This is a genomic window from Paucibacter sp. DJ2R-2 (genome assembly GCF_025717675.1).
Taxonomy (GTDB): domain Bacteria; phylum Pseudomonadota; class Gammaproteobacteria; order Burkholderiales; family Burkholderiaceae_C; genus Paucibacter_A.
On sequence record NZ_JAJIRT010000001.1, the window covers coordinates 1,088,300 to 1,111,605 of the forward strand.

General features: G+C 67.3%; 21 protein-coding genes. 14 read left to right on the forward strand and 7 right to left on the reverse strand.

The features are described from left to right. Positions 1-261: 261 nt before the first annotated feature. Entirely contained in the window at positions 262-1,533 is a 1,272-nt protein-coding gene (locus LNV28_RS04715) for a Glu/Leu/Phe/Val family dehydrogenase (protein ID WP_263516250.1), read from the forward strand. Positions 1,534-1,624: 91 nt separating this feature from the next. On the opposite strand, the gene LNV28_RS04720 is transcribed toward LNV28_RS04715, so the two are convergent. Next, on the reverse strand, positions 1,625-2,014 hold the full coding sequence (locus LNV28_RS04720; protein ID WP_263517133.1) for a ribbon-helix-helix domain-containing protein: 390 nt from the start codon (positions 2,012-2,014) through the stop codon (positions 1,625-1,627). A 153-nt stretch (positions 2,015-2,167) separates the two neighbouring features. Beyond that, positions 2,168-2,752 (reverse strand): DJ-1/PfpI family protein, encoded by a 585-nt coding sequence (locus LNV28_RS04725; protein ID WP_263516249.1) that lies wholly within the window; start codon positions 2,750-2,752, stop codon positions 2,168-2,170. Positions 2,753-2,865: 113 nt separating this feature from the next. Between LNV28_RS04725 and LNV28_RS04730 the strand changes: the two genes are divergently transcribed. The 5 genes from LNV28_RS04730 (at position 2,866) to LNV28_RS04750 (ending at position 8,378) form a co-directional block, all read left to right on the forward strand. Then, a complete protein-coding gene (locus LNV28_RS04730; protein ID WP_263516248.1) occupies positions 2,866-3,855 on the forward strand; it encodes a KpsF/GutQ family sugar-phosphate isomerase in 990 nt (329 codons plus the stop codon). Continuing rightward, the gene (locus LNV28_RS04735; protein WP_263516247.1) at positions 3,855-4,445 is read left to right on the forward strand and encodes a KdsC family phosphatase; all 591 of its coding nucleotides are present in this window, start codon (positions 3,855-3,857) and stop codon (positions 4,443-4,445) included. The genes LNV28_RS04730 and LNV28_RS04735 overlap by 1 nt, the downstream gene beginning before the upstream one ends. Then, positions 4,445-5,125 (forward strand): LPS export ABC transporter periplasmic protein LptC, encoded by a 681-nt coding sequence (lptC, locus tag LNV28_RS04740; protein ID WP_263516246.1) that lies wholly within the window; start codon positions 4,445-4,447, stop codon positions 5,123-5,125. Before LNV28_RS04735 ends, lptC begins: the two co-directional genes overlap by 1 nt. Continuing rightward, the gene (locus tag LNV28_RS04745; protein WP_263516245.1) at positions 5,122-5,895 is read left to right on the forward strand and encodes an SDR family oxidoreductase; all 774 of its coding nucleotides are present in this window, start codon (positions 5,122-5,124) and stop codon (positions 5,893-5,895) included. Before lptC ends, LNV28_RS04745 begins: the two co-directional genes overlap by 4 nt. A gap of 182 nt (positions 5,896-6,077) precedes the next feature. Next, the gene (locus LNV28_RS04750; protein WP_263516244.1) at positions 6,078-8,378 is read left to right on the forward strand and encodes a carbohydrate binding family 9 domain-containing protein; all 2,301 of its coding nucleotides are present in this window, start codon (positions 6,078-6,080) and stop codon (positions 8,376-8,378) included. A 143-nt stretch (positions 8,379-8,521) separates the two neighbouring features. Here LNV28_RS04750 and rbp read toward each other — a convergent pair whose 3' ends face one another. Next, positions 8,522-9,013, reverse strand: coding sequence for an RNA-binding regulator (gene rbp, locus LNV28_RS04755; RefSeq protein ID WP_263516243.1), 492 nt, complete (start codon positions 9,011-9,013; stop codon positions 8,522-8,524). Positions 9,014-9,265: 252 nt separating this feature from the next. Between rbp and LNV28_RS04760 the strand changes: the two genes are divergently transcribed. Genes LNV28_RS04760 through LNV28_RS04775 form a run of 4 tightly spaced genes read left to right on the forward strand, consistent with a single transcriptional unit; the run spans position 9,266 to position 13,365 of the window. After that, complete coding sequence (locus LNV28_RS04760) at positions 9,266-10,186, forward strand: hypothetical protein (protein ID WP_263516242.1); 921 nt, start codon at positions 9,266-9,268, stop codon at positions 10,184-10,186. Further along, a complete protein-coding gene (locus LNV28_RS04765; protein ID WP_263516241.1) occupies positions 10,186-11,004 on the forward strand; it encodes a helical backbone metal receptor in 819 nt (272 codons plus the stop codon). Before LNV28_RS04760 ends, LNV28_RS04765 begins: the two co-directional genes overlap by 1 nt. 53 nt (positions 11,005-11,057) lie before the next feature. Beyond that, entirely contained in the window at positions 11,058-11,699 is a 642-nt protein-coding gene (locus tag LNV28_RS04770) for a MarC family protein (RefSeq protein ID WP_263516240.1), read from the forward strand. Positions 11,700-11,718: 19 nt separating this feature from the next. Beyond that, the gene (locus LNV28_RS04775; protein WP_263516239.1) at positions 11,719-13,365 is read left to right on the forward strand and encodes a GMC family oxidoreductase; all 1,647 of its coding nucleotides are present in this window, start codon (positions 11,719-11,721) and stop codon (positions 13,363-13,365) included. Between the two features lie 10 nt (positions 13,366-13,375). Here LNV28_RS04775 and LNV28_RS04780 read toward each other — a convergent pair whose 3' ends face one another. Next, the gene (locus tag LNV28_RS04780; RefSeq protein WP_263516238.1) at positions 13,376-14,761 is read right to left on the reverse strand and encodes a leucyl aminopeptidase family protein; all 1,386 of its coding nucleotides are present in this window, start codon (positions 14,759-14,761) and stop codon (positions 13,376-13,378) included. A gap of 79 nt (positions 14,762-14,840) precedes the next feature. Continuing rightward, a complete protein-coding gene (locus LNV28_RS04785) occupies positions 14,841-15,212 on the reverse strand; it encodes a thioredoxin family protein (RefSeq protein WP_263516237.1) in 372 nt (123 codons plus the stop codon). 211 nt (positions 15,213-15,423) lie between these two features. On the opposite strand from LNV28_RS04785, the gene LNV28_RS04790 reads away from it, so the two are divergent. Continuing rightward, positions 15,424-15,588 (forward strand): hypothetical protein, encoded by a 165-nt coding sequence (locus LNV28_RS04790; protein WP_165794623.1) that lies wholly within the window; start codon positions 15,424-15,426, stop codon positions 15,586-15,588. Positions 15,589-15,641: 53 nt separating this feature from the next. Here LNV28_RS04790 and LNV28_RS04795 read toward each other — a convergent pair whose 3' ends face one another. Then, a complete protein-coding gene (locus LNV28_RS04795) occupies positions 15,642-18,494 on the reverse strand; it encodes a DEAD/DEAH box helicase (RefSeq protein ID WP_263516236.1) in 2,853 nt (950 codons plus the stop codon). 80 nt (positions 18,495-18,574) lie between these two features. Between LNV28_RS04795 and LNV28_RS04800 the strand changes: the two genes are divergently transcribed. The 3 genes from LNV28_RS04800 (at position 18,575) to LNV28_RS04810 (ending at position 21,363) form a co-directional block, all read left to right on the forward strand. Further along, positions 18,575-19,885, forward strand: coding sequence for a hypothetical protein (locus tag LNV28_RS04800; protein ID WP_263516235.1), 1,311 nt, complete (start codon positions 18,575-18,577; stop codon positions 19,883-19,885). Between the two features lie 172 nt (positions 19,886-20,057). After that, positions 20,058-20,660 (forward strand): hypothetical protein, encoded by a 603-nt coding sequence (locus LNV28_RS04805; RefSeq protein ID WP_263516234.1) that lies wholly within the window; start codon positions 20,058-20,060, stop codon positions 20,658-20,660. Positions 20,661-20,715: 55 nt separating this feature from the next. Then, positions 20,716-21,363 (forward strand): tRNA-uridine aminocarboxypropyltransferase, encoded by a 648-nt coding sequence (locus LNV28_RS04810; RefSeq protein ID WP_263516233.1) that lies wholly within the window; start codon positions 20,716-20,718, stop codon positions 21,361-21,363. Here LNV28_RS04810 and LNV28_RS04815 read toward each other — a convergent pair. Continuing rightward, positions 21,351-23,282 carry a B12-binding domain-containing radical SAM protein gene (locus LNV28_RS04815; protein ID WP_263516232.1) on the reverse strand — a complete coding sequence of 644 codons (1,932 nt, stop codon included), beginning with the start codon at positions 23,280-23,282 and terminating at the stop codon, positions 21,351-21,353. The two genes, LNV28_RS04810 and LNV28_RS04815, sit on opposite strands and share 13 nt — an antisense overlap. Positions 23,283-23,306: the final 24 nt, after the last annotated feature.

Genomic DNA, 23,306 nt, shown 5'->3' on the forward strand with positions numbered 1-23,306 from the left:
GGCCAGCCCGGACGCGCAGCATCGCTCCGCACTGTAACGGCTCCTTGTGAAGCTTAAAGGTCGGTCGCGGCGCGGGGCGGGGTCACGGCGCCTCGCCGATTTATCGCGCAAATCACATTAATTTTGGCGAAAACATGCGCACCACCCTGCTTATGCACAAGCCGCATAGTTGCATGTGCACTCGGCTTTGAGACCAGGCCGGCGCCGTACCGACTTCGCGTTACCGTTCGCCCCGTCCAAAAAGTTACGGAGCATTACCGAATGTCCAACCTGTCTTTCGTGGCGCCGACGCGCAACAGCCCCTGGGGCACCTACCTCTCGCAGATCGACGCCGTGGAGCCCTATCTGGGTCATCTGGCCCGCTGGGTGGAGACCCTGCGCCGGCCCAAGCGCGCCTTGATCGTGGACGTGCCGATCGAGCTCGACAACGGCACCATCGCCCACTACGAGGGCTACCGCGTCCAGCACAGCTTGACCCGCGGCCCGGGCAAGGGCGGCGTGCGCTACCACCCCGATGTGACGCTGGAAGAAGTGATGGCCCTGTCGGCCTGGATGACGATCAAGAACGCGGCCGTCAACCTGCCCTACGGCGGCGCCAAGGGCGGCATCCGCCTCGACCCCAAGGTTTTGTCCAAGAAAGAGCTGGAGCGAGTTACGCGCCGTTACACCAGCGAAATCGGCATCATCATCGGCCCGCAGCAGGACATTCCAGCCCCGGACGTGAACACCAACGGCCAGATCATGGCCTGGATGATGGACACCTACTCGATGAATGTCGGCGCCACCGCCACCGGCGTGGTCACCGGCAAGCCCATCGCCCTGGGCGGTTCGCTGGGCCGCGTGCAGGCCACCGGCCGCGGTGTCTTCGTGATCGGCCGTGAAGCCATGCGCCGCCTCAATATCGATATGGAAGGCGCCCGCGTTGCCGTGCAAGGCTTCGGCAATGTCGGCTCCATCGCCGCCAAGCTGTTCGCCGCCAGCGGCGCGCGCATCGTCGCCGTGCAAGACCACACCGGCACCATCCTGAACGAGCGTGGCTTCGACATGCAGAACCTGCTCGACCACGTCGCCCAAACCGGCGGCGTGGCCGGCTTCTCGGGCGGCGACCGCATCGCGAATGAAGACTTCTGGAAGGTCAAGAGCGATGTGCTGATCCCGGCCGCGCTGGAAGGCCAGATCAACAAGGAGCGCGCGGAAGGCCTGCAGACCCGCTTGGTGCTGGAAGGCGCCAACGGCCCGACCACTCCGGACGGCGATGCCGTGCTGGCCGACCGCGGCATCGTCGTGGTGCCGGACGTGATCGCCAACTCGGGCGGCGTGACCGTGTCCTACTTCGAATGGGTGCAGGACTTCTCCAGCTTCTTCTGGACCGAGGATGAGATCAATGTCCGCCTGGACAAGATCATCACCGGCGCCTTCAAGCACATCTGGGATGTCTCCGAGCAGCACCGCGTCTCGCTGCGCACCGCCGCCTTCGTGGTGGCCTGCACGCGAGTTCTGGAAGCTCGCGAAGAGCGCGGCCTGTATCCGTAAAGTCGGGCGAGGGAGGGCCTCTACCGCCCTCCCGGCACTCATGGGAAGCGCTGGCCACAGGCAAAACCAAGGGCTCTCACGAGCCCTTTTTTCATGACCGTGGTGGATCCAGGCTCACGCGCTGCGTCGGCCGCGCCCAGCTGGCCGGCAGGTCGCGCAGCACGGCGCTGGCATCCAACGAGCGGATGGGCACGTTCAGATCCGCCGGGATGCGCTGGCGCGCCTGCAGGGCCAGATAGCGCAGGGCGCTGACCCGCAAGAAGGACGCGAAATTGCCCACCGCGCCGCGGGCCTGGACCAGCTCGTCGTAGAGTTTTTCGATCAGCTGGGTGACGTTCATGCCGTCACGCGCACCGATTTCCTCCAGCACCTCCCAATGCAGGTTTTCCAGCCGGATGCTGGTGACCACGCCATGCAGGCGGACCGAGCGGGTGCGTGACTCATACGACTGCGGATCGGCGCTGATGAAGACCTGGCACATGGTGGCGTCTCCTTTTTGAGCCATGACTCTATCTCGGGCCGAGCGCCGGGCCGCCCCAAGCCGGCCCGCCGTGGCGATGTGCTCGCGGGGACCGCCCCGCGAGCATCGCCGCCCCCTCGGGGGGCCGTCCAAGGTTGACCTTGGACGAGGGGCTCACAGGGTAATGCGTGTGCCCAGCACCACCAGGAACTGCGCAATCCAGGCCGGATGTGCCGGCCAGGCCGGAGCGGTGACCAGCTTGCCGTCGGTGACCGCCTGATCCACGGGGATGTTGGCATAGCTGGCGCCGGCCAATTCGACCTCGGCCGCGCAGGCCGGGTAGGCCGACACCTGCTTGCCCCGAATCACACCGGCCGCGGCCAGCAGCTGGGCGCCGTGGCAGATGGCGGCGATCGGCTTGTCGGCGCGGGCGAAGGCCTGCACCAAGGGCACCACGCCGGCCACGGTGCGCAGGTACTCGGGCGCACGGCCGCCGGGGATGACCAGGCCGTCGTAGTCCTCGGCCCGCGCCTCGGCAAAGCTGGCATTGAGCGTGAAGCGGTGGCCGGGCTTCTCGGAATAGGTCTGTGCGCCCTCGAAATCGTGGATGGCGGTCAGCACGAAATCGCCGGCCTTCTTGCCGGGGCAGACCGCGTCCACCCGGTGGCCCACGGCCTGCAGGGCCTGGAAGGGCACCATGATTTCGTAGTCTTCCACATAGTCACCGGCCAGCAGCAGCAGCTTCTTGGCATTGCTCATGTTTGTCTCCTCGAGTGGGTGTGGCGCTCGCGGCCGCGGCACCTGCTTCATTGTGGAAAGGCGCGACCCCGGGCGGGTAACAGCCGGGTATGACGCCGCTACACTGCCCGGCTATGAGTACAGTCCCGCCCTTTGACCCCGCCCTGGCCCTGCAAAGAGGCCGGCAAGCCCTGCAGATCGAAGCCGCCGGCATCCAGGCCATGGTGCCGCGCCTGGGTGAATCGTTTGTGGGGGCGGTGCAGGTGGTGCTGGCCTGCCGGGGCCGTGTCGCGGTGATGGGCATGGGCAAGAGTGGCCATGTCGGCCGCAAGATTGCCGCCACCCTGGCCTCCACCGGCACGCCGGCCCTGTTCGTGCACCCGGCCGAGGCCAGCCATGGCGACCTCGGCATGGTCACGCCGGCGGACGTGGTGCTGGCCCTGTCCAACTCGGGCGAGAGCGATGAGCTCAATGCCGTGCTGCCCGTGCTCAAGCGCCTGGGCGTCACCATCATCGCCATGACGGGCCGCGCTGAATCCAGCCTGGCCCGCCACGCCACCATCGTGCTCGACAGCTTTGTTGCCGAAGAGGCCTGCCCGCTGAACCTGGCACCTACGGCCAGCACCACGGCCCAAATTGCCCTCGGCGATGCCCTGGCCGTGGCCCTGCTCGATGCGCGCGGTTTCAAGCCGGAAGACTTCGCCCGCTCCCACCCGGGCGGCGCGCTGGGCCGCAAGCTGCTGACCCATGTGCGCGATCTGATGCGCAGCGGCGCGGACCTGCCGCGCGTGGCGCCGGACACCCCCTTCACTGACATGATGCGAGAAATGTCGGCCAAGGCCCTGGGCGTGGCCATCGTCGTCGATGCAGACGACCGGGTGCAAGGCATCTTCACCGACGGCGATCTGCGCCGCCTGGTGGAAAAAGGTCAGGACTTGCGCAGCCTCACGGCCGCGGCCGTCGCCTCCAAGAAACCGCGCACCGTCAGCGCCGAAGCCTTGGCCGTGGACGCGGCCGATTTGATGGAAGAAGCGCGCATCACCGTGGTGCTGGTGGTGGCGGCCGACGGCGGCTTGCTGGGCGCCATCACCATCAACGACCTGATGCGGGCCAAGGTGATCTGATGGGGGAGCTTCTGCAAGCCGCGCTGCGTTTTCCGCCCGAGCTGCTGCTCAAGGCCCAGGGCGGTGCACTCGGGCTCAAGGCCGCCATCTTCGACGTCGACGGCGTGCTGACCGACGGGCGCATCTACATCGGTGAACAAGGCGAGAGCTTCAAGGCCTTCTCCACCCTGGACGGCCATGGCCTCAAGTTGCTCAGCCAGGGCGGCATCACGCCCATCATCATCACAGGGCGCGATTCCCCGGCCGTGCGCCGCCGCGTCGCCGACCTGGGACTTCAGCATGCCGTCTACGGCGCCAAGGACAAGTACGCCGTGGCCCAACCCCTGCTGAACCAACTGGGCCTGCAGTGGAGTGAAGTGGCCGCCATGGGCGACGACTGGCCGGACCTGCCCCTGCTGACCCGCGCCGGCTTTGCCTGTGCCCCGGCGCAAGCGCACGCGGAGGTCAAGGCCGTGGCTCACTACATCACCACGGCCGCTGGCGGCCATGGTGCCGCGCGCGAATGCTGCGACCTGATGCTGCAAGCCAATGGCCGCTACCAGCAACTGCTGAACGGCCACCTCGACACCCTGGACGGGGGCCATCCCTGATGGCCACGCTGGCGCCGGCGCCGACTGGCCGGGCCCGCCCGACACAAAGCTGGCTGTGGCGGCTGCAACAGTTGGTCTCCAACTACCTGCCGCTGCTGCTGATGGCCATGCTGGCCAGCGGCACCTGGTGGCTGGTCAAGCACACGCCCGTGCCCGAGGAGGCCACCCAGGCCCCACCGCCGCGCCACGAGCCCGATTACCAGATGCGCAATTTCGAGCTGCAACGCATGGACGGCGACGGCCGCCTGCGCGCCCGCATCGAGGGCGCGGCGCTGCGCCACTACCCCGACACCGACACCCTGGAGATCGACAACATCCGTCTGCGCAGCTACTCGGCCGATGGCAGCTGGGTGCTGGCCAGTGCGCGCCGCGCCGTGGCCAACGCCGATGCCAGCGAGATCCAGCTCTACGGCGATGTGGAAGTGAAACGTTACGAAGCCCAGCCAGCCGACACGCCGCAAGCGGCGGCCAAACTGGACATCCGCGGCGAGTTTCTACAAGCCTTCGTCAACCGCGAGCAGCTGCGCAGCCACCTGCCGGTGCAGCTGCGCCATGGCGGCACCACGGTGCAGGCCGCGAGCTTCGAATACGACCACCTGAACGGCCGTCTGAGCTTCCAGGGCCGCACCACGGCCAGCCTGGCAGCCAAGGGCGGCAGTCTAGCCAAGGCCAAGCCATGAGCCGTCTCGTCTACATCACCGGCGCCTCCAGCGGCATCGGCCAGGCCCTGGCCCTGCAGTACGCGCGCGCCGGCTGGCGCCTCGCCCTGGTGGCACGCCGCACCACCGAATTGCAGAACTGGGCGCAAGCGCAAGGCCTGAGACCGGAGAACTGCGCCATCTACGGCGCCGATGTCTGTGACATCGAAGCCATCACCGGCGCCGGTCGGGCCTGCATCGCCGCTCAAGGCCTGCCCGATGTGGTGATCGCCAACGCGGGCATCAGCATCGGCATCGACAGCGCCATATACGAGGACCTGGCCGTGATGCAAAGCGTTTACGCCACCAACAACCTCGGCCTGGCGGCGACCTTCCAGCCCTTCATTGAGGCGATGCGCCAGCGCGGCAGCGGTGCGCTGGTGGGCATTGCCAGTGTGGCCGGCATTCGCGGCCTACCCGGCCATGCCGCCTACTGTTCCAGCAAGGCCGCGGTCATCAGCTACTGTGAAAGCCTGCGCGGTGAATGCCGGCCCTTCGGCGTCAAGGTGGTGACCATCGCCCCCGGCTATATCGACACCCCGCTGACGCGTGAGAACCGCTACAGCATGCCTTTTCTGATGCAACCCGAGGCCTTCGCTGCGCGCGCTTTCGCCGCCATCGAGGCCGGCGCGGCCTTCCGCGTCATCCCCTGGCAGATGGGCTGGGTGGCGCGCTTGTTGCGCCTGCTGCCTAACAGCCTGTTCGACCGGCTGTTGGCAGGCCGGCCAAGAAAGCACCGCCAAGGCAGCTGAAAGTCAACTCCCCGCGACGAGGGGGGAGTTGCGCGCCTGGGACAGGGTGGTAGATCTGACAGGTCAGGCGGGCTTGCCAGGCTCATAAACTGCGCCGGGGTCTTGGCGCGCCCCATGCTGGAGCACGGATCGACAGCGATGCGGGCCCACCAAGCCGCTGTGACCTTGAAACCTGGCCACCGATGAGATCATTTTTCCTGAGCCTGGCTTTGTGCGCGGGCTGCTGCTCTGCCTGGGCCGCCAATCCCCAAGCCCTGCGCCTGAGCCACGATGCCGACACCCTGCGTGTCGATGGCAAGCTCGACGAGGCCGCCTGGTTGCGCGCGCCGCTGTTTGACCAGTTTGTCCAGTACCAACCCGAAGACAAGAAACCGGCCGCCTGGCGCACCACGGTGCAAATTCTGGTCACCCACGATGCCCTGATTTTCGGCATCAGGGCCTATGACCCGGCACCCGAGCAGATCCGCGCGCCCTTGAAGCGGCGTGACACGGTCGCCCGGGACCAGGACTTTGTCTCGGTCGTGCTGGACCCCGTTGGCCACCGGCGTTCGGCCCAGTTCGCCCGCGTCAGCGCCGCCGGCGTGGTCGGCGACGGCATGTTCACGGCCGAGAGTGACGGCGAAGACTTCGCGCCCGACTTCGAGGTCGAGGCTGCCGCCCAGCGCTTGAGCGATGGCTACAGCGTCGAACTGCGCTGGCCCCTGGCATCTCTGCGCTACCCCTACAGCGAAGGCCTGCCCTGGCGCTTGATGGTGGCGCGCAACATCCCGCGCCAGGAGGCCAACACCCTCAATGTCAGCGCACCCTTGACCAAGGAAGCGCTGAGCTTCATTGCCGAGTTGCAGCCGATCGAGGGCTTGGGCGATATGGTCGAACAGGTGCGCGAGCGCAGCTTCCTCAGCGTGCGGCCGGAGCTCACGCTGCGCCGGCGTGAAGACTCGGAACCCGGTCATCCGAGCACAAGCAAGCGCGAGTCCAACTTTGGCGCGGAGCTCAAGTGGCGGCCGCGCGCCGACTGGGTGATCGACGCCGTGCTCAACCCGGACTTCTCACAGGTGGAGCTGGACGCGCCGCAACTCTCAGGCAACACCCGATTTGCCTTGAGCCTGCCGGAGAAGCGGCCCTTCTTTCTGGAAAGCACCGACGTCGTGGGCCAGACCAAGGCCGACGATCAAGGGCAGAACCGCAGCCTGGCGGCCTTTTATTCACGCGCCATCACCGACCCGGACTGGGGTGTGCGCAGCACTTGGCGCGGCGCCTCGGCCGATGCCACGGCCCTGAGCCTGCACGACGCCGGAGGGGGTCAGGTCTTGCGCCCCCATGCCTACGGCACCGACAGTTTTGCCCAGCCGCGCGATTCGCAAGCCAGCTTTGCGCGTGGCCGCATGCAGGTGTCCGGCCTCAATCTGGGCCTGCTGGCTTCGGATCGCAACTACGGCCAGGGCCAGTACAACCGCGTCGCCGGTTCCGACTTTTCCTGGTCGGCCAGTGATGTCGATCGGGTGCGCGGCCATCTGCTGCTGTCCAGCACCCGGACCCGCCTGGACCCGGACGCAGCGGGCCTGAGTCCTGAGGCCGAGCAGGGTCACCATCTCTGGCTGGGCTGGCGCCGCCGCACCGAGCAATGGAACACCGAGTTCAATGTGGAAGACGTGGGGCCACGCTTTGCCAACGACAACGGCTTTGTCAGTCAGGCCGGCTACCGGCGTGGCAGCCTGCACCTGATCCGCCGGCTCAGCCAGGACAGCCTGGCCCCGCTCGGTGAATGGTCGCGCTTCCCGACTTATGAGCTGGAACTGGACTTCAAACTGGCGCAAGCCAGCACGGTCAAGGACGAACTCCACGGCGTGCCAGGCGGCGAGCTGATCGAGCGGCGCGTGCAGCCGGGCTTCTGGATCGCCACCGCGCGCAACACCGGCATCTGGGGTCATCTGGGCCTAGACCAGCTGCGCGCCAAGACCGGCGGCCGCCTGCATGAGCCGCGAACCCTGACCCTCGGTTTTGAGTCCAACCCCCACCCCATCCTGGCCTTCGTCAGCGCTGAACTGGAATGGGGTCGTCGCCTCGACGTGGAGGCCGATCGCCTGGGCCGCGGTGCCAACTTCTGGATGCTGGCCAAGCTGCGCGTGCCCATGCCGGCCGGCCTGGGGCTGGAAGTCGAGCAGCAATGGAGCGAGGGATTTGTGAACGGGGCCAACAGGGGCCGCAGCTTCACGGACAAATACCGCCAGACTCTGGCCGTCCTGCACTGGAGCGCACGCGACTCACTGCGCCTGATCGCGCAATCGACGCATTTCCAGCGTCAGGGCGAAGTCGGCCTGGAGGCCAGCGCCTTCAGCGGCCGCCACACCTCGCTGATGTACCAGCATCGGGTCGGCCTGGCGCGTGTCTTCAGCCTCGGCATGACCCGCTTTGACGACAGCCCAGGCCGCAAGCGCAGCACCGAGATCTTCGCCAAGGCTCAGGTGGCCTGGCAGCCCTGACCACGGACCGCGAAGCAGGCGCCCCGCGGCGCTTGCCTCGGGGTCCGAAAGTCTCGCCACACGGAAACAAAAAAAGCAGCCGAAGCTGCTTTTTTTGTTGCATCCAGTTCAGGCCGCTCGCAAGAGCCGCCTGATCAGGGATTTCAGTAACCGCCGGAACGGCCACCGCCGCCGTAGCCGCCGCCACCGCCGCCGGAACGGCCACCGCCGCCGCCGCCGAAGCCGCCGCCACCGGAACGGCCACCGCCGCCGCCACCGTAGCCGCCACCACCGCCGCCGCCGCCGTAACCGCCGCCGCCGCCGAAGCCGCCGCCGCCCGAACGGCCACCGCCGCCGAAGCCGCCGCCACCCGAACGGCCACCGCCGCCGAAGCCGCCCGGACGCTCTTCACGAGGACGAGCCTCGTTCACCACGATGGCGCGGCCATCGAGGTCTTGACCGTTCATGCCGTTGATGGCCGTTTGCGCTTCGGCATCCGAACCCATTTCCACAAAGCCGAAGCCCTTGGAACGACCTGTGTCACGATCCATCATGACCTTTGCGGAGGTCACCGAACCAAATTGCGAGAACGCTTCGTGCAAAGACTCATCACGCACGCTATAGGCAAGATTGCCGACGTAAAGCTTGTTTCCCATGGGGAAGCCCTTTCAATACCAAGAAACCATGTGGACTTTCAACCCATCGTGAACCATTCAAGCGAAGGTGCGGCGTCCATACACAGGTAAACGATTATGGGCGATGGGTCCAGCCGCAAGCACTTGAGCGGGGGGAAGTGTTGTTTTTCGGCCGATAGAAAAAACCCTCGGGTTTTACCGTGCGATTTGCGGATTCCAGCCGCCGAATCAGGCCCTGGGGCAGCGCCGAATGCGCTGGCTATGATGACCGCCATGTCCCAAACACTCTCCTTGCACGCACTCAACCGCGTGCTGGCCAGCATCGACGCGCCGCGCAACGGCCGCGCCCTCTACGCCCTGCTCTCGGCCTTCTGCCTGGCAGGCCTGATGCTGGCCTCGGCCGAGTCGGCACTGGCCAAGGCGAACACGGTGATCGGCGTGATCTGGGCGGTCGGCGGCTTGCTGACTGCCTTCGTCGGCGTCAACACCACAGGCTTGCTGCTCATGGATCAGGCACGCGGCCGCGAAGTGCGCGAGGTGGCCGATGCCTTTCACGACGCCTTGCGCAGCGCGCCTCGGGTGCTGCTGACCCTGTTGCTGGTGCTGAGCACCCTGGGCCTCGCTGCGGCCGCTCTGATTGCCTTGCTCTACAGCGCTCGCTTGCCGGCCGTCGGCCCGGCCTTGTTTGCCCTGCTGGTACCGATCAGCGTGACGGGGCTGGGCGTGATGGCCTTCAGCGGACTGGTCCTGATCGGCCCCTTGACCGGCCCCTCCATCTGGTCCGGCAAGACGTCTCTGCAGACCGCCCGCATGCTGGCCCGCCAGCTGCGCCACGGCCCCTTGGAGGCCGGTGCCTTGATGATGGCCGTGTTCCTGATGACCGCACTGGTCAGCGCGGCGGTCAGCTTCGTGGTGATCAGCGGTGGGCGGGCGTTGGCGGTCCTGATGGTCTGGCTGATCGGCATCGATGTGCCGGCCCAGCAGCTGATTGCCGGTCTGTTCGGCTACGGCCTGCGCTCCCTGGGCGCCAACGGTGCGCCGGTGGCCACCACCCCGCTGGCGATCGCGGCGCAAACCGGCGGCGGCGTGGTCTTCGCGGTCGCCCTGGTACTGCCGACCCTGGTCTACCTGCGCGGCTGCTGCGCCGTCTATCTGGCCCTGCAGGACACGCCCGGCGACGACGCGGCCCTGTGATGCAAAGCGCCGAACCTCGCATTGCCAGCCTGGTCCCCAGCATCACCGAGCTGCTGCTGGCCCTGGGTCTGGGTCCCTGGATGGTGGCGCGTACCGGCTTCTGCATTCATCCCGCAGCGGATGTGGCCGCCATTCCCAAGGTCGGCGGCACCAAGGATGTCAATCTGGACAAACTGCGCCGCTTGGCGCCCAGCCATGTGATCGTCAACCCCGACGAAAACCGTCGCGAAACCGCCGAGGCTCTGAAAGCCTTTGTGCCCGAACTGATCGTGGCCCACCCGCAAGGGCCCGAGGACAACCTGGTTCTGCTGGACCAGATGCTGCAGCACTTCGGTCATCTGCCCGGCGTGCAAGCAAGGGCTGAGCCCCTGCGCAGCGACTTGCAGGCCAGCCTTGAGCGCTGCCGCCAACAAGCCTGGCCCGGCGAACGCGTGCTCTACCTGATCTGGCGCGAACCCTGGATGACGGTGGCGCGCGACACCTACATCGCCCGCATGCTGGCCGAAGTCGGCTGGCAGACCTGGCCCGAGCAACTGGGCGGGGACACCGGCGCCGCCCGCTACCCGCAGCTGCGCGGCGATGAGCCCTGGCTGCAGCAAATCGACCGGGTGCTGCTGAGCTCGGAGCCCTACAGCTTTGACGCCAACCACCTGCCGCTGGCGCAAGCCCTGTGCCCACAAGCGCGGGTACAGCTGGTCGATGGGGAACTGCTGAGCTGGTACGGCCCACGCGCCGGCCAGGGTCTGGACCTGCTGCGCCGCCTGGCCGGTGAGCGCGCGCAGGGTGTCCAGGTGAGCCGGCCTGCAAAGACCGGGTAATTCGGGAGCTCGGCACACCCTGGGCTGGCGTCGGCCGCCCCACAATCGCCGCCATGGACATCTACAAGCCTCTCGTCGCCCTGTTGGCCATCGTCAACCCGATCGGCGTGATCCCCTTCTTCATCCACTTCACCAGTGGCTTCAACCGCGAGCAGCGCCAGCACACCATCCGTGTGAGCAGCTTCAGTGCCTTTTTAGTCATCAGCATCAGCGCGCTGCTCGGTCTCAAGGTGATCGAGTTCTTCGGCATCTCGCTGGCCTCCTTCCAGGTCGGCGGCGGCACCTTGCTGCTGATCAGTTCCCTCCAGATGCTGAACGCCCAGCCCGCCGAGTCGCGCAAGGAAGACCTCAGCGAGGGCTCCAGCAAGCTCAGCGCCGGCGCCAGCATCGCCGTCGTGCCCCTGACCATCCCCCTGCTGACCGGCCCGGCCACCATCTCCACCATGGTGATCTATGCAGAAAAGACCCGCCACTGGTGGGAGCTGGCCGTGCTGGTCGGCTACGGTGTGGTGGTCGGCCTGGTGACCTTTGCCGTGTTCTCCACCGCCGGCCGCATCGCCCGAGTGCTGGGCCAGACCGGCATCAACATCATGACCCGACTCATGGGTCTGATCCTGGCCGCGCTGGCGGTGGAGCTGCTGGCCGACGGCCTGATCAAGCTCTTCCCGGTGCTGGCCTCGCATCTGGCGCGCTGAAGCCTGCAGCGCGCCCACCATGTTCGACTACATCATCATTGGTGCCGGCACGGCCGGCTGCCTGCTGGCCAAGCGGCTCTCGGCCGACCCGAGCAAGCGCGTGCTGCTGCTGGAAGCCGGCGGCAAGGACGACTACCACTGGATCCACATCCCGGTCGGCTATCTGCACTGCATCGGCAACCCGCGCACCGACTGGCTCTACCAAACCGAGGCAGAGGCCGGCCTCAAAGGCCGCGCCCTGCGCTACCCTCGCGGCAAGGTGCTGGGCGGCTGCTCCAGCATCAACGGCATGATCTATATGCGTGGACAGGCGCGCGACTACGAGGCCTGGGCGGCAGCCACCGGCGACCCGGACTGGCGCTGGCAAGCCTGCCTGCCCGATTTCATCAAGCACGAAGACCACTGGCGCTTGGATGGCAAGGCCACCAGCGCCAGCACTGCCTTCAAGGCCGCACACGGTCATGGTGGCGAATGGCGGGTCGAACGCCAGCGCCTGCGCTGGGACATCCTCGATGCCTTTGCGGCGGCCGCTGTACAGACGGGCATCCCGGCCAGCGAAGACTTCAACGCCGGCAGCAATGAAGGCGTCGGCTATTTCGAAGTCAACCAGCGCAGCGGCCTGCGCTGGAACACGGCCAAGGCTTTTTTACGGCCGACCTGCTACGCCAGGCCCAACTTCGAGCTCTGGACCCTGGCCAGTGTGCAGCGCCTGAGCCTGGATCGCGAAGACGGTGCCCTGCGCTGCACCGGCGCCGAAGTGCGCACGCCGCGCGGCCTGGAAGCTGTCACGCTGAACCCCGGCGGCGAGCTGATCCTGGCGGCCGGCGCCATCGGCTCACCCCAGCTGCTGCAGCTCTCAGGCCTGGGGCCGGCAGCCCTGCTGCAAGGCTTTGGCATCGCCGTGCAGCACGACCTCCCGGGGGTCGGCGCCAATCTGCAAGACCATTTGCAGATCCGTAGCATTTACAAGGTCGAGGGCACGCGCACCCTCAACACCTTGACGCAAAGCTGGTGGGGCAAGGCCAAGATCGGCCTGGAATACGCGTTCAAGCGCAGCGGGCCGATGAGCATGGCGCCTTCGCAGCTGGGCGCGTTTGCGCGCAGCGGCCTAGACCCGGACGGGCCGGATCTGGAATACCACGTGCAGCCGCTGTCGCTGGACGCTTTCGGCCAGCCCTTGCACCCCTTCAATGCCTTCACCGCCAGCGTCTGCCAGCTGAGCCCGACAAGCCGCGGCAAGGTGCAGATCCGCTCGCCCGATGCAAGCAAGGCGCCGCGCATCCAGCCCAACTATTTGTCAACCGAGCACGACCGCCAAGTGGCGGCGGCCGCCCTGCGCCTGACGCGCCAGATCGTGGCCCAACCGGCGTTGGCTGGCTATCGGCCCGAGGAAATCAAACCCGGCCCGCAACTGCAGAGCGAGGACGAACTGGCGCGCGCCGCGGGCGAGATCGGCACCACCATCTTCCACCCGGTGGGCACCTGCAAAATGGGCCGCGCCGAGGACCCGCTGGCCGTGGTCGACAGTCATCTGCGCGTGCGCGGCGTGGCCGGCTTGCGTGTGGTCGATGCCAGCGTCATGCCCAGCATCACCCACGGCAACACCGCCTCACCGACGCTGATGCTGGCCGAGAAGGCCGCGGCCTGGATCCTGGCCGGGGCCTGAAGCCGCGACTTCAGCTCTTGGCGCTGAAGCGCTGCTCCAGATAGGCCAGCAAGGTGCGGATGGTCTGCGCCTCGCCGCCGACCGGGCGGCCGGCACGGGCCACATCGTTCCAGGCGAACAGGTCGATGTGCAGCCAGTCCTGGTGCTCGGGCACAAAGTACTCGAGGAAGAGCGCCGCGTTGATGGCGCCGCCCAGGGCATTGCGGCCGGTGTTGACGATGTCGCCGATGCTGCTGGCGATGCCCTCTTTGTAGGGCGCCCACAGCGGCATGTGCCACATCGGGTCTTCCAGCTTCAGGCCCAGGTCGACCAGGTCACGCGCGGTGTCGAAATGCTTGCTGAACAGGGCTGGCAGCTGGGCGCCCAGGGCCACGCGAGCGGCGCCGGTCAGGGTGGCCAGGTCGATGATCAGCTCGGGCTTGTGCTCGGAGGCATAGGCCAGCGCATCGCTGAGCACCACGCGGCCTTCGGCATCGGTGTTGCCGATCTCGATGTGCAGGCCCTGGCGGGTCTTGATCACATCGCCGGGGCGGTAGGCATTGCCCGAGATCGAGTTCTCGACCGCCGGGATCAGCAGCTGCAGGCGCACCGGCAGCTTGAAGGCCATGACGAGAGCGGCCAGGCCCAGGGCATTGGCGGCGCCGCCCATGTCCTTCTTCATCTGGCGCATGCCATCGGCGCCCTTGATGTCCAGGCCGCCTGTGTCGAAGCAGACGCCCTTGCCGACGATGCTCAGCAATGGCGCTTTGGGGTTGCCCCAGTTCAGCTCGATCAGGCGCGGCGCGCGCGTGCTGGCGCGGCCAACGGCATGAATAGCCGGGAAGTTCTGCTTCAGCAGCGCGTCACCGACGATCTGCTTGAACTTGGCGCCGTGCTGCTTGGCGATCAGCTGGGCGGCTTGCGCCAGCTCTTCCGGGCCCATGTGCTCGGCCGGGGTGTTGACCAGATCACGGGTGGCCGCGATGGCGGTGGCCAGGGCAATGCCGCGCTGGGCGCTGGCGTCATTGGCCAGGTAGAGCGCGGCCGGCGCACGACGGCGCGGCTTGTAGAGGTCAAACTGGTACGCTCCCAGCTCCCAGGACAGGGCAGCCTGTTCGGGCAGCAGCTGCAGGCCTTGCTCGGACAGCACATAGTCACCCTCGGGCAGGGCTTGCGGCAGGGCCGACAGCGCAAAGGGATGGGCGGCATGCTCGACGCCTGCGAACACCTGACCCAGCTTGCCATCGGCGCCCGGCACCAGGGCGTAGCTGTCGGCGGCGCCCTTGAAGCCCAGGGTGGCCAGCCAGTGGCGCGTCGGCGCCGGCAACTCGGTCACCAGGGCCTGGAAGGCGGCGCGATCGACCACGGTAATGGCAACGGCGCCGCTGGGCGCCTTGGCTTTCAGGTGAACAGTCATGATGCGAAGTGAGCCTTGTGGGCGGCTGATCAAAAGCGGCGATTGTCCGCTTTTGGCGCAGGCCAGGCTGCCGCAGGCTTCAGCAGCTGCTTTGCAAGCGCATCAGCAAGGCCTGGGCGGCCGGTTGGGCAGCCGGCGTCGGCAACTCGGCGGCAGTGGCGAGCAGGCGTTGAGCCGTGCTGAGATGGGGTGTGACCGGGCCGACAAAGCGCAGCTGTGCGCCCAGGCCGATCAGCAGAGTGGGGAAGGTTTCCACATCCAGGTCACCGACCAGTTCCTCGTCGTCCTCGATGTCCACCCAGATGAAACGGTGCTGCGGAAACTGTTCGCGCAAGCTGGCCACCACCTCGTGATAGCCGTCGCAGGTGCGGCACCAGGCCGCACACAGGCAGGCCACCAGCAAAGACTCAGGCGCTGGAGCAAGGGGCGAAATGGAGGAGGTGGGCGACATGGGATCGAAGCTTAGCGACAAAGCCGCCGCCGCCCTGAAGCCAGGCGCGAGACGTTGCTAACTGGCGACGAGACGCACCGCAAAAATATCTGCCTGCGGCTGTCAACCGAGGGTTTTCCGCCAGCGTTGTGCCTGCAAGCGACAGCCAAGGCAGATCTCCTGCAAGCCGTCGCTACCGTCGTAGCAGCAGCCGCAAGGCCTCTGAATCGCCATGAAAACTCAGCAGCACCCCGAACAACAACCGCGCCGCATGCCCTGCCCCGACTGGGCATCGCTGGACAACAAGGGCCGCAAGCACGAGGCTTTTGAATCCGGCAACTTCGCCTGCGATCGCCGCAGCCTGGCTCGCGCACTCCGTTTTGACCGCAAACGCTGAAGAACTGACGCAGGTTTTGCAAACCCTTGCAAAACCTGCCTTCATCTGTTCAGTCAGCCCAGCGGCGCCAACAAGAGCGCCAAATCCTCGGCGCTGAACTTGGCTGCATCGGCCCCGTCTTCGCCCAGCACGCCCTGCGCCAGGGCCAGTTTTCGGGCCTGCAGCTCCAGCATCCGCTCCTCGATGCTGCCGCCCACCACCAGTTTGTAGACGAACACCGGCTTGTCCTGGCCGATGCGGTGCGCCCGCGCGCTGGCCTGAGCCTCCACCGCCGGGTTCCACCAGGGGTCGACATGGATCACCGTGTCGGCCGCCGTCAGGTTCAAACCCACCCCGCCCGCCTTGAGGCTGACCAGCAGCAGCGGTATTTCCTCGGCCTGGAAGCGCCGCACGATCTCGCCGCGTTGGCCGATGGGCGTGTCGCCGCTGAGCGTCAGGCTGGGCAGCTCCAGCTGCCGTAGCAGTGCTTCGATCAAGCCCAGCATCTCGGTGAACTGGGAGAACACCAGCACCCGCCGCCCCTCGGCCAGCAGCTCGGGCAGCATCTGCTCCAGCAGCTCCAGCTTGGCACGGCCCATGTCCGGCGCCAAATCCACGCCCTTGACCAGGGCCGGGTCGCAGCAGACCTGGCGCAGCTTGAGCAGGGCATCCAGCACTGAAATCTGTGCGCCGGCAAAGCCGCGCCGGGCCAGCACGCGCCGCACCTGGGTGTCGGCCGCCACGCGCACGCTCTCGTAGAGATCACGCTGGGCGCCGTAGAGCTGCACCCGCCGCGTCACCTCGGTCAGGGGCGGCAGCTCGGCCGCCACCTGGTCCTTGCGGCGGCGCAGGATGAAAGGCCGCACGCGTTGGGCCAGCAACTGGGCGCGCAAGGTTTCGCCGTTTTCCTCGATGGGTTTGCGCCACAAGCGGGCGAAGCTCCGTGCATCGCCCAGGAAGCCGGGCATCAGGAAATCGAACTGCGCCCAGAGCTCGCCCAGATGGTTCTCCAGCGGCGTGCCGGTCAAGCAGAGCCGGTGGCGCGCGTTCAGGTGGCGCACCGCTTGCGCCGCTCGGCTGGCCGCGTTCTTGACCGTCTGCGCCTCATCCAGGATCAAGAGATGCCAGGGCTGGGCGGCCAAGGCCGCGATATCGCGCCACAGCAGCGGGTAGGTGGACAGCACCAGATCGAAATCGCCCAGGCGGGCAAAGTCGCGCGCGCGCTCCGGCCCTTGCAGCAGCAGCACGCGCAGGCCCGGCGCCACCCGGCGCGCCTCGGCCAGCCAGTTGAACAACAGGGAGCTGGGCAGCACGGCCAAGGCCGGCCGATCGAGGCGGCCTGCTTCTTTTTCGAGCAGCAGATGGGCCAGCGCCTGGGCGGTCTTGCCCAGGCCCATGTCATCGGCCAGGATGCCGGCCAGACCCTGCTCACGCAGGTACTGCAGCCAGGCCAGGCCACTGCGCTGGTACGGTCGCAGCGTCAGCGCCAGGCCCTGCGGCGGCGCCACCGGCTGGGGGCTGCCGGCCTGCTGCAGGCGCTGGGCCAGGCGGCGCAGATCAGCGTCGCCCTGGAACTGCCAGCCGCTGCGCGTGTCCAGCGCCAGCAGGCGGCCGGCGTCCCAGTCGCTGAGCGGGATCGGCCCTTCGGCCCGCTTGGGGTCGCTGAGCAGGTCCACCATGGCGCCGATGATGGGTTTGAGGATAGAGCCTGGCGCTTCGATACGGCGGCCGCCCGGCGCGTGCAGCAGGATCAAGGCCGCGTCATCGATACAAGCAATGGCCTCGGCATCGAACCAGCGCGCATCGCGGCGCAGCAGGTCGGCAATCATGGGCGCCAGGTCCAGGGTTTCGCCATCCACCTCGACACCGAGGCTGAGCAGCCAGGAGCCCTGGCGGCCCGGCAGGCCCAGCTTCTCGATCTTGAGCTGCCAGGCTTCGGCCGGCGCCGGCCGGTGGGCAAAGCCGGGGCGAACGTCGACCTTCCAGCCCGCGGCCTGGAGCTCCGGCACCCGCTCCAGCCAGAAGGCGGCGAAAAACTCTTCCTGGCTGAGCGTCCACAAAGCCTCGAGGCCCTGCGAGGCGCTGGGGTGGCGCCACTGCAGCTGCTCGGGCGCGAGCGGGATCAGGCCGCAGGCCCAGAGCTGATCGCGCGCCTCGGCCTCACTCAACAGATCGCGAGCCAGGCGGCGCGGGCCGCTGGGGGTGGCCACCAGCTGCTGGGCTGGCGGTCGGCTGTTCAAGAGTGAGCGAGGTGCCTCGGTCTGCCAGCGGCTGCCATCGTCAAAGCGGTAGACCCAGTGCAACTGGGCGACGCTGACATGGTCACCACGCGGCCCGAGCCGGCCGCCGGGAGCCAGGCCCAGCAGGCCATCACCACGGCCCAGAGTCATCAAGCGCAGCTCGGGCTGGAAATGGGCCGCTTCGCTACGCGTGTCCGGTTCGATAGGCGCCGGGGGCGGCTCGGCTAGGGATGCTGGACTCGGTTCCTCCTCACGCAGCAGCAAGTCCATAAGCCGTGCCGCATCGGCCTCGGGCAGCGGCGGCAGGCGCTTGAGCTCATCGCGGCTGGCCTTGCGGCGCAAAGCCTGCACCCATTGCTGCAGCAGCGCTTCGCGCTGGGGCGCGTCGGCCTCGATCTGCAGCTTGAGCAACACGGCAGCGGCGTGCTCGCAAAAGCGCTGCGTGCGACAGCTGCACAGGGCGCTGTAGCGCGGCTGGCCGGACGCGTCGGCCACACCTTGCAGGTCGAGCTCGAAAACCTGCTCGCGCGCGCCCCTCAGCCGTGCGCTCGCGCCCTGCTCATCAGCGCGGAGCTCCAGGATCTGGCCCTGCAGCTGGCGGGCACGCTGGAGACGGCCACGCTCGAACAAACGGGTCAGGGTGTCGGCCGTAGGTGGCCAAATGCGCGTGGCGGAAGTCTCCAACATGGCGCGCATTGTCAGGCTGAGGCGGGGCCAAGCTGCCTGACGAACGTTCAGGCCCCGGCTTTGCTGGCAGACTGCGCGCCATGATGTCTCCGCTCCCTGGCCACCAAGGCAAGCGCCGCCCGCGCCGCCTTTGGCCGCTTCTCCTGCTCAGCCCTGTGCTGCTCTTGCTGATCGCCGCCGCCCTGGCGCTGCAAAGCCAGGCCCTGGTCACACCCGATGGCGGCGGATTGAGCCCCGCGCAGATCCAGAGCACCAAAGACTTTCTGCGCCGCAACGACCCGCGTCGCCAGGAAGCTGGCCCGCAACGCCTGCTGCGCATCGACGAGGGCCAGCTCAATCTGATGCTGATGCAGCTGGCCCAGCGCTACGGCCGAGGCCGCGGTGCGGCACAGATCCAGCTGCAAGCCGGCAGCGCCCGCTTGCAGGCCAGCTTCCCCCTGCCCCTGCTCGGCGCCTGGCTCAATCTCGAAGCCCAGCTGGGCCAGACCGCTGCCCTGCCGCGGGTTGAACGGCTGCGCCTGGGCCATCTGCCTCTGCCGGCATGGCTGGCCAACCCGGCACTGCGTCAGCTGATCACCAAGCTGGCCTTGCCGCCCCAGGCCCAGGTGGCCGGTGAGCTGGTCGAGACCCTGACCTTTCTGCCTCAGGAATTGCAGCTCGGATACCACTGGCAGGCCGACAGCCTGGACCATGTGCTGGGCGCCCTCTGGACACCGGCCGAGCGAGAGCGAGCCCAGGCCTACAGTCGGCGCTTGGCCGAGCTCAGCGCAAGCCTGGCCCCGGGCAGCTCGGTTTCGCTGGCCCTGCTGATGCCACCGATCTTCGAGCTGGTTCGCGCGCGCAGCGAAAGCGCTGAAGCCGACCCGGTGGCCGAGAACCGCAGCGCCTTGCTGACCCTGGCGCTGTTTGCCACCGGCCAGCACTGGAGCAAGCTGCTGCCCAGCGCACGCAGCTGGCCACAGCCACAGCCACGCATGGTCACCTTGGCCGGCCGCGAAGACTTTCCACAGCATTTTTTGGTCTCGGCCGTGCTGGCCCTGGAGGGCAGCGGGCCCTTGGCGGACGCCATCGGCGTGTACAAGGAAGTGGCCGACTCACGGGGCGGCAGCGGCTTCAGCTTCAACGACATCGCAGCCGATCGGGCCGGCACGCGCTTCGGCCTGCTGGCCAAGGACGCGCCACGCAGCCTGCAAACCCTGATCCGCGCCGGCCTTCACGAGCAGGACTTCATGCCCGGCGTGGCCGACCTGCCAGAGTTCCTGAGCGCCGAGGCCTTCCAGCAGCGCTACGGCGGCATCGATGCACCGGCCTACCGCCGCATGATGGCCGAGATCGAGGCTCGCATCGACGCCCTGCCCCTGCTGCAACAGGCGGCCAGTCCCAGGCTGTGAAGGGCATGCCGGCGAGCAGAGCGCCGGCACCAGAAAAGCGTGATGGATTCAACGCTTGCGCCTGCTGCGCAGGCCAAGCTCCCCCGGACTGCGGGTGCGGCGCCCCTGGGCCTGCGAGAGCGGGACGAACAGAATCGTTTCCTCAGCAGCAGTACGGAGTCGATAGATCGCCATGGGCAGCGAAATCAGAACCGCGAGGCGCATCTGGTCCTTTGTGTCCGGCGCCTTGCTCTATCTCAGCGCCCTGGGCCTGGCACACACGGTGGCCAGCCAATTCTGGCCCATGAGCTTGCAAAACCTGCTGGGTGGAAGCGGCAGCTGGACCGCCCAGCTGGGGCAGGCGCTGCTGATCGCCCTGGTTCTCTACGGTTTCGCCTGGGTTTGGGCCTTGTTCACCGTTCGTCCGCAGCGCGGCCACAGCCGGCACCCGACCACGGCCTGGTGCCTGGGCGGCATGGGCCTGGCCTGGCTGTTGGCCTTGCTGGCCGGCGTGCTGGAAGTCAGCGGCGTAGCCGGAGGCTACCAGCCCTCGCTGATCAGCCTGCTGCTCTCGTCCACCGTGCCGCCGCTCTGGGGCTCGCTCAACGGCGTGGCGGTGCTGCTGGCCATCGTCTCGGCCGGACGCTGGTCGGCCCGGCAGCGCCAACAGCGCAAGGCGCGGCAGTCCCAGCTGAACTCGCAACTGAACTCCCAAATGGACTCGGACCTGGAGTCCACTTTGGAATCGCGCTTGGAGCACGGGCTGGCACCGGCACGCCAAGGCCAGGCGGCCTGAAGGCGCTCGGCGCAGAAACCAGCGGGCCCAAGCCTGTGTTCTGATCTCGGCTGACATGCCGACCGAGCCTTCCGATTCATGTGTTTCTTCACCCGCCGAGCGGGTGCTGTGCAGGCGCTGCGAACTGCCGGCCAGCGCCTGCCTGTGCCGCTGGACCCAGGCGATCGACAACCCGGTGGAGATGCTGCTGCTGCAACACCCGCAAGAGCAACATCAATCCAAGGGCTCGGCGCGCCTGCTGCGCCTGAGCCTGGCGCATTGCCGGCTGTGGGTGGGCGAGCAATTCGAGGCGGGCGCTTTGCAAGCCGCGCTCGCGGCAGACGGGCGGCGTACTCTGCTGCTCTACCCGCCGACACCGGGCCAAACCAGCCCGGTGTTTGAGGTCATCGCAGACGATGCCAGGCCGCTGCGCTTGGTCGTGATCGACGCCACCTGGCGCAAAAGCCGCAAGATGCTGCTGCTCAACCCGGCCCTGCAAGCCCTGCCCCGACTGGTCCTGCAACAGCCACCACCCTCGCGCTATGCCGCCCACCGCAAAGCCGAGCGGGCCGAGCAACGCTCGACCCTGGAGGCGGCCGTGCTGGCCTTGCAAAGCCTGGAGGCACAGCCCGAGCGTTACGAGCCTCTGCTGCAGGCCTTCAGCGCCTGGCTGGGTGAGCGGCAGGCACGCGTGCCGACTCGTCCCGACCGTCAATGCGCCTGAGTTAAGGCGCGAGCGATTCGGTGCCGCGCCACCGTGGTCTTAGGCACCTTGATGCTGAACCAGCTGCGCACATCCTGCTCCAGACCGATGCCGTGCATGTAGTTGTAGATGGCTTTCTTGAGCGCCTGACCCAAGACATCGTGGTCCACGCCCGTGGGGTCGACAAAACCGACATCGTTTTTGGCAAAAGGGCTGGGCGGCAAAGGCAGCAGGCTGACGCCGAAGTCTTCGGGCTTCTGGCCCACGGGCGAATGCACGGTGCAGGCAAAGCGGTGGAAAAAACCGCTTTGAATGCAGCCGTTTTCGAACAGCTGGCGCACGTACTCGAGCGCGTCGACCGTGTCCTGCACGGTCTGGGTCGGGAAGCCGTACATCAGGTAGGCATGGACCAGGATGCCGGCGTCGGTGAAGGCCTTGGTCACGCGCGCGACCTGGTCCACCGACACACCCTTCTTCATCAGGTTCAGCAAGCGGTCGGAGGCAACCTCGAGCCCACCCGAGATGGCGATGCAGCCGCTGTCGGCCAGCTGCTGACAGAGCTCGGGGTTGAAGGATTTCTCGAAACGGATATTGCCCCACCAGGAAATGCCCAGTTGGCGCGCCTGCAACTCAGCGGCGAGCGCTTTCAAGGCCTTGGGCGGCGCGGCTTCGTCGACGAAATGGAAGCCCGTCTGGCCGGTCTCGGCGACGATGGCCTCGATGCGGTCCACCAGGGTCGCGGCCGACGCGCCCTCATAGCGCGAGATGTAGTCGAGGCTGACATCGCAGAAGCTGCACTTCTTCCAGTAGCAGCCATGGGCCACGGTCAACTTGTTCCAGCGCCCATCCGACCAGAGCCGGTTCATGGGGTTGAGCATGTCCAGCAGGGACAGGTAGCGATCCAGGGGCAGGCCGTCCCAGGTCGGCGTGCCCACCTCGGCAAACGCGATGTCGGGCTCGACGAAATTGATATAGCGCACCCGATCGTCCTCGCGCACAAAGGTGCGCACCAGGCGCTGACGCGAGCGCTGGCCTTGCAGATGCTCCAGCAGCGCCAGCAAGGGGCGCTCACCGGCGTCCAAGGTCAAGTAGTCGAAGTAGTCGAACACACGCGGCTCGCTGAGCTCGCGCAGCTCGGTGTTGACGAAGCCGCCACCCAAGGCCAGCACCACGCCAGGGTGTTCGGCCTTGATCGCCTGGGCGATGCGGAAGGCCGCGTAGACCGCGCCCGGGAAAGGCACCGAGATCAGCACCAGTTGCGGCTGGTGCTTGGCCACTGAAGCCAGCGCCAATTCGCGCAGGCTCTCGTCGACCAGGTTCAAGGGCGCAGCCAGGGCCTCGGCCAGAGGCTCGAAGGTCGGCTGGCTGGTGGCCAGGGACTCGGCATAGCGGACGAACTCGAAGCGAGGGTCCACAGCATCGCGCAAGACATCGGCCAGGTCGTTCAGATAGAGCGTGGCCAGGTGGCGGGCCCGGTCCTGCAGGCCCAGGGCACCAAAAGCCCAGGCCAGCGGGTCGCCGCCGTCTTCGTCCACATAGGCATCGAGCGAATCGAAACGCGGCCCTTCGGGCAAGAAGGCGCGGCTGTTGATCCGGTGGGCCAGGGTCGGATCGCGCCCTTGCAGAAAGGCGATGGTCGGCGTGATGGTCGAGAGATAACGGTCAAAGTAGACGTCAAAACCCTGAACCATGGGCGTGCGCTGTTCGGGCGCCAGGGCCTGGATGCGTTCGCGCAAGGCCAGCAGGCCTGCGCGCGAGAACAGCTGCAGCATCAGGGCCAGAGCCAAGTCCTCCTGCACCGCATCGATCTGGCGAGAGCGAAGAAAGCCGGTCAGATAGGCCGTGGACGGATACGGCGTGTTCAGCTGGGTCATCGGCGGGATGACCGACAACACGCGAAAAGCGCTGGACAGAGTGGGCGTCGAAGGCGTCAGGGTCATGGGGGCGGGGCCGGCAGGGTGTGC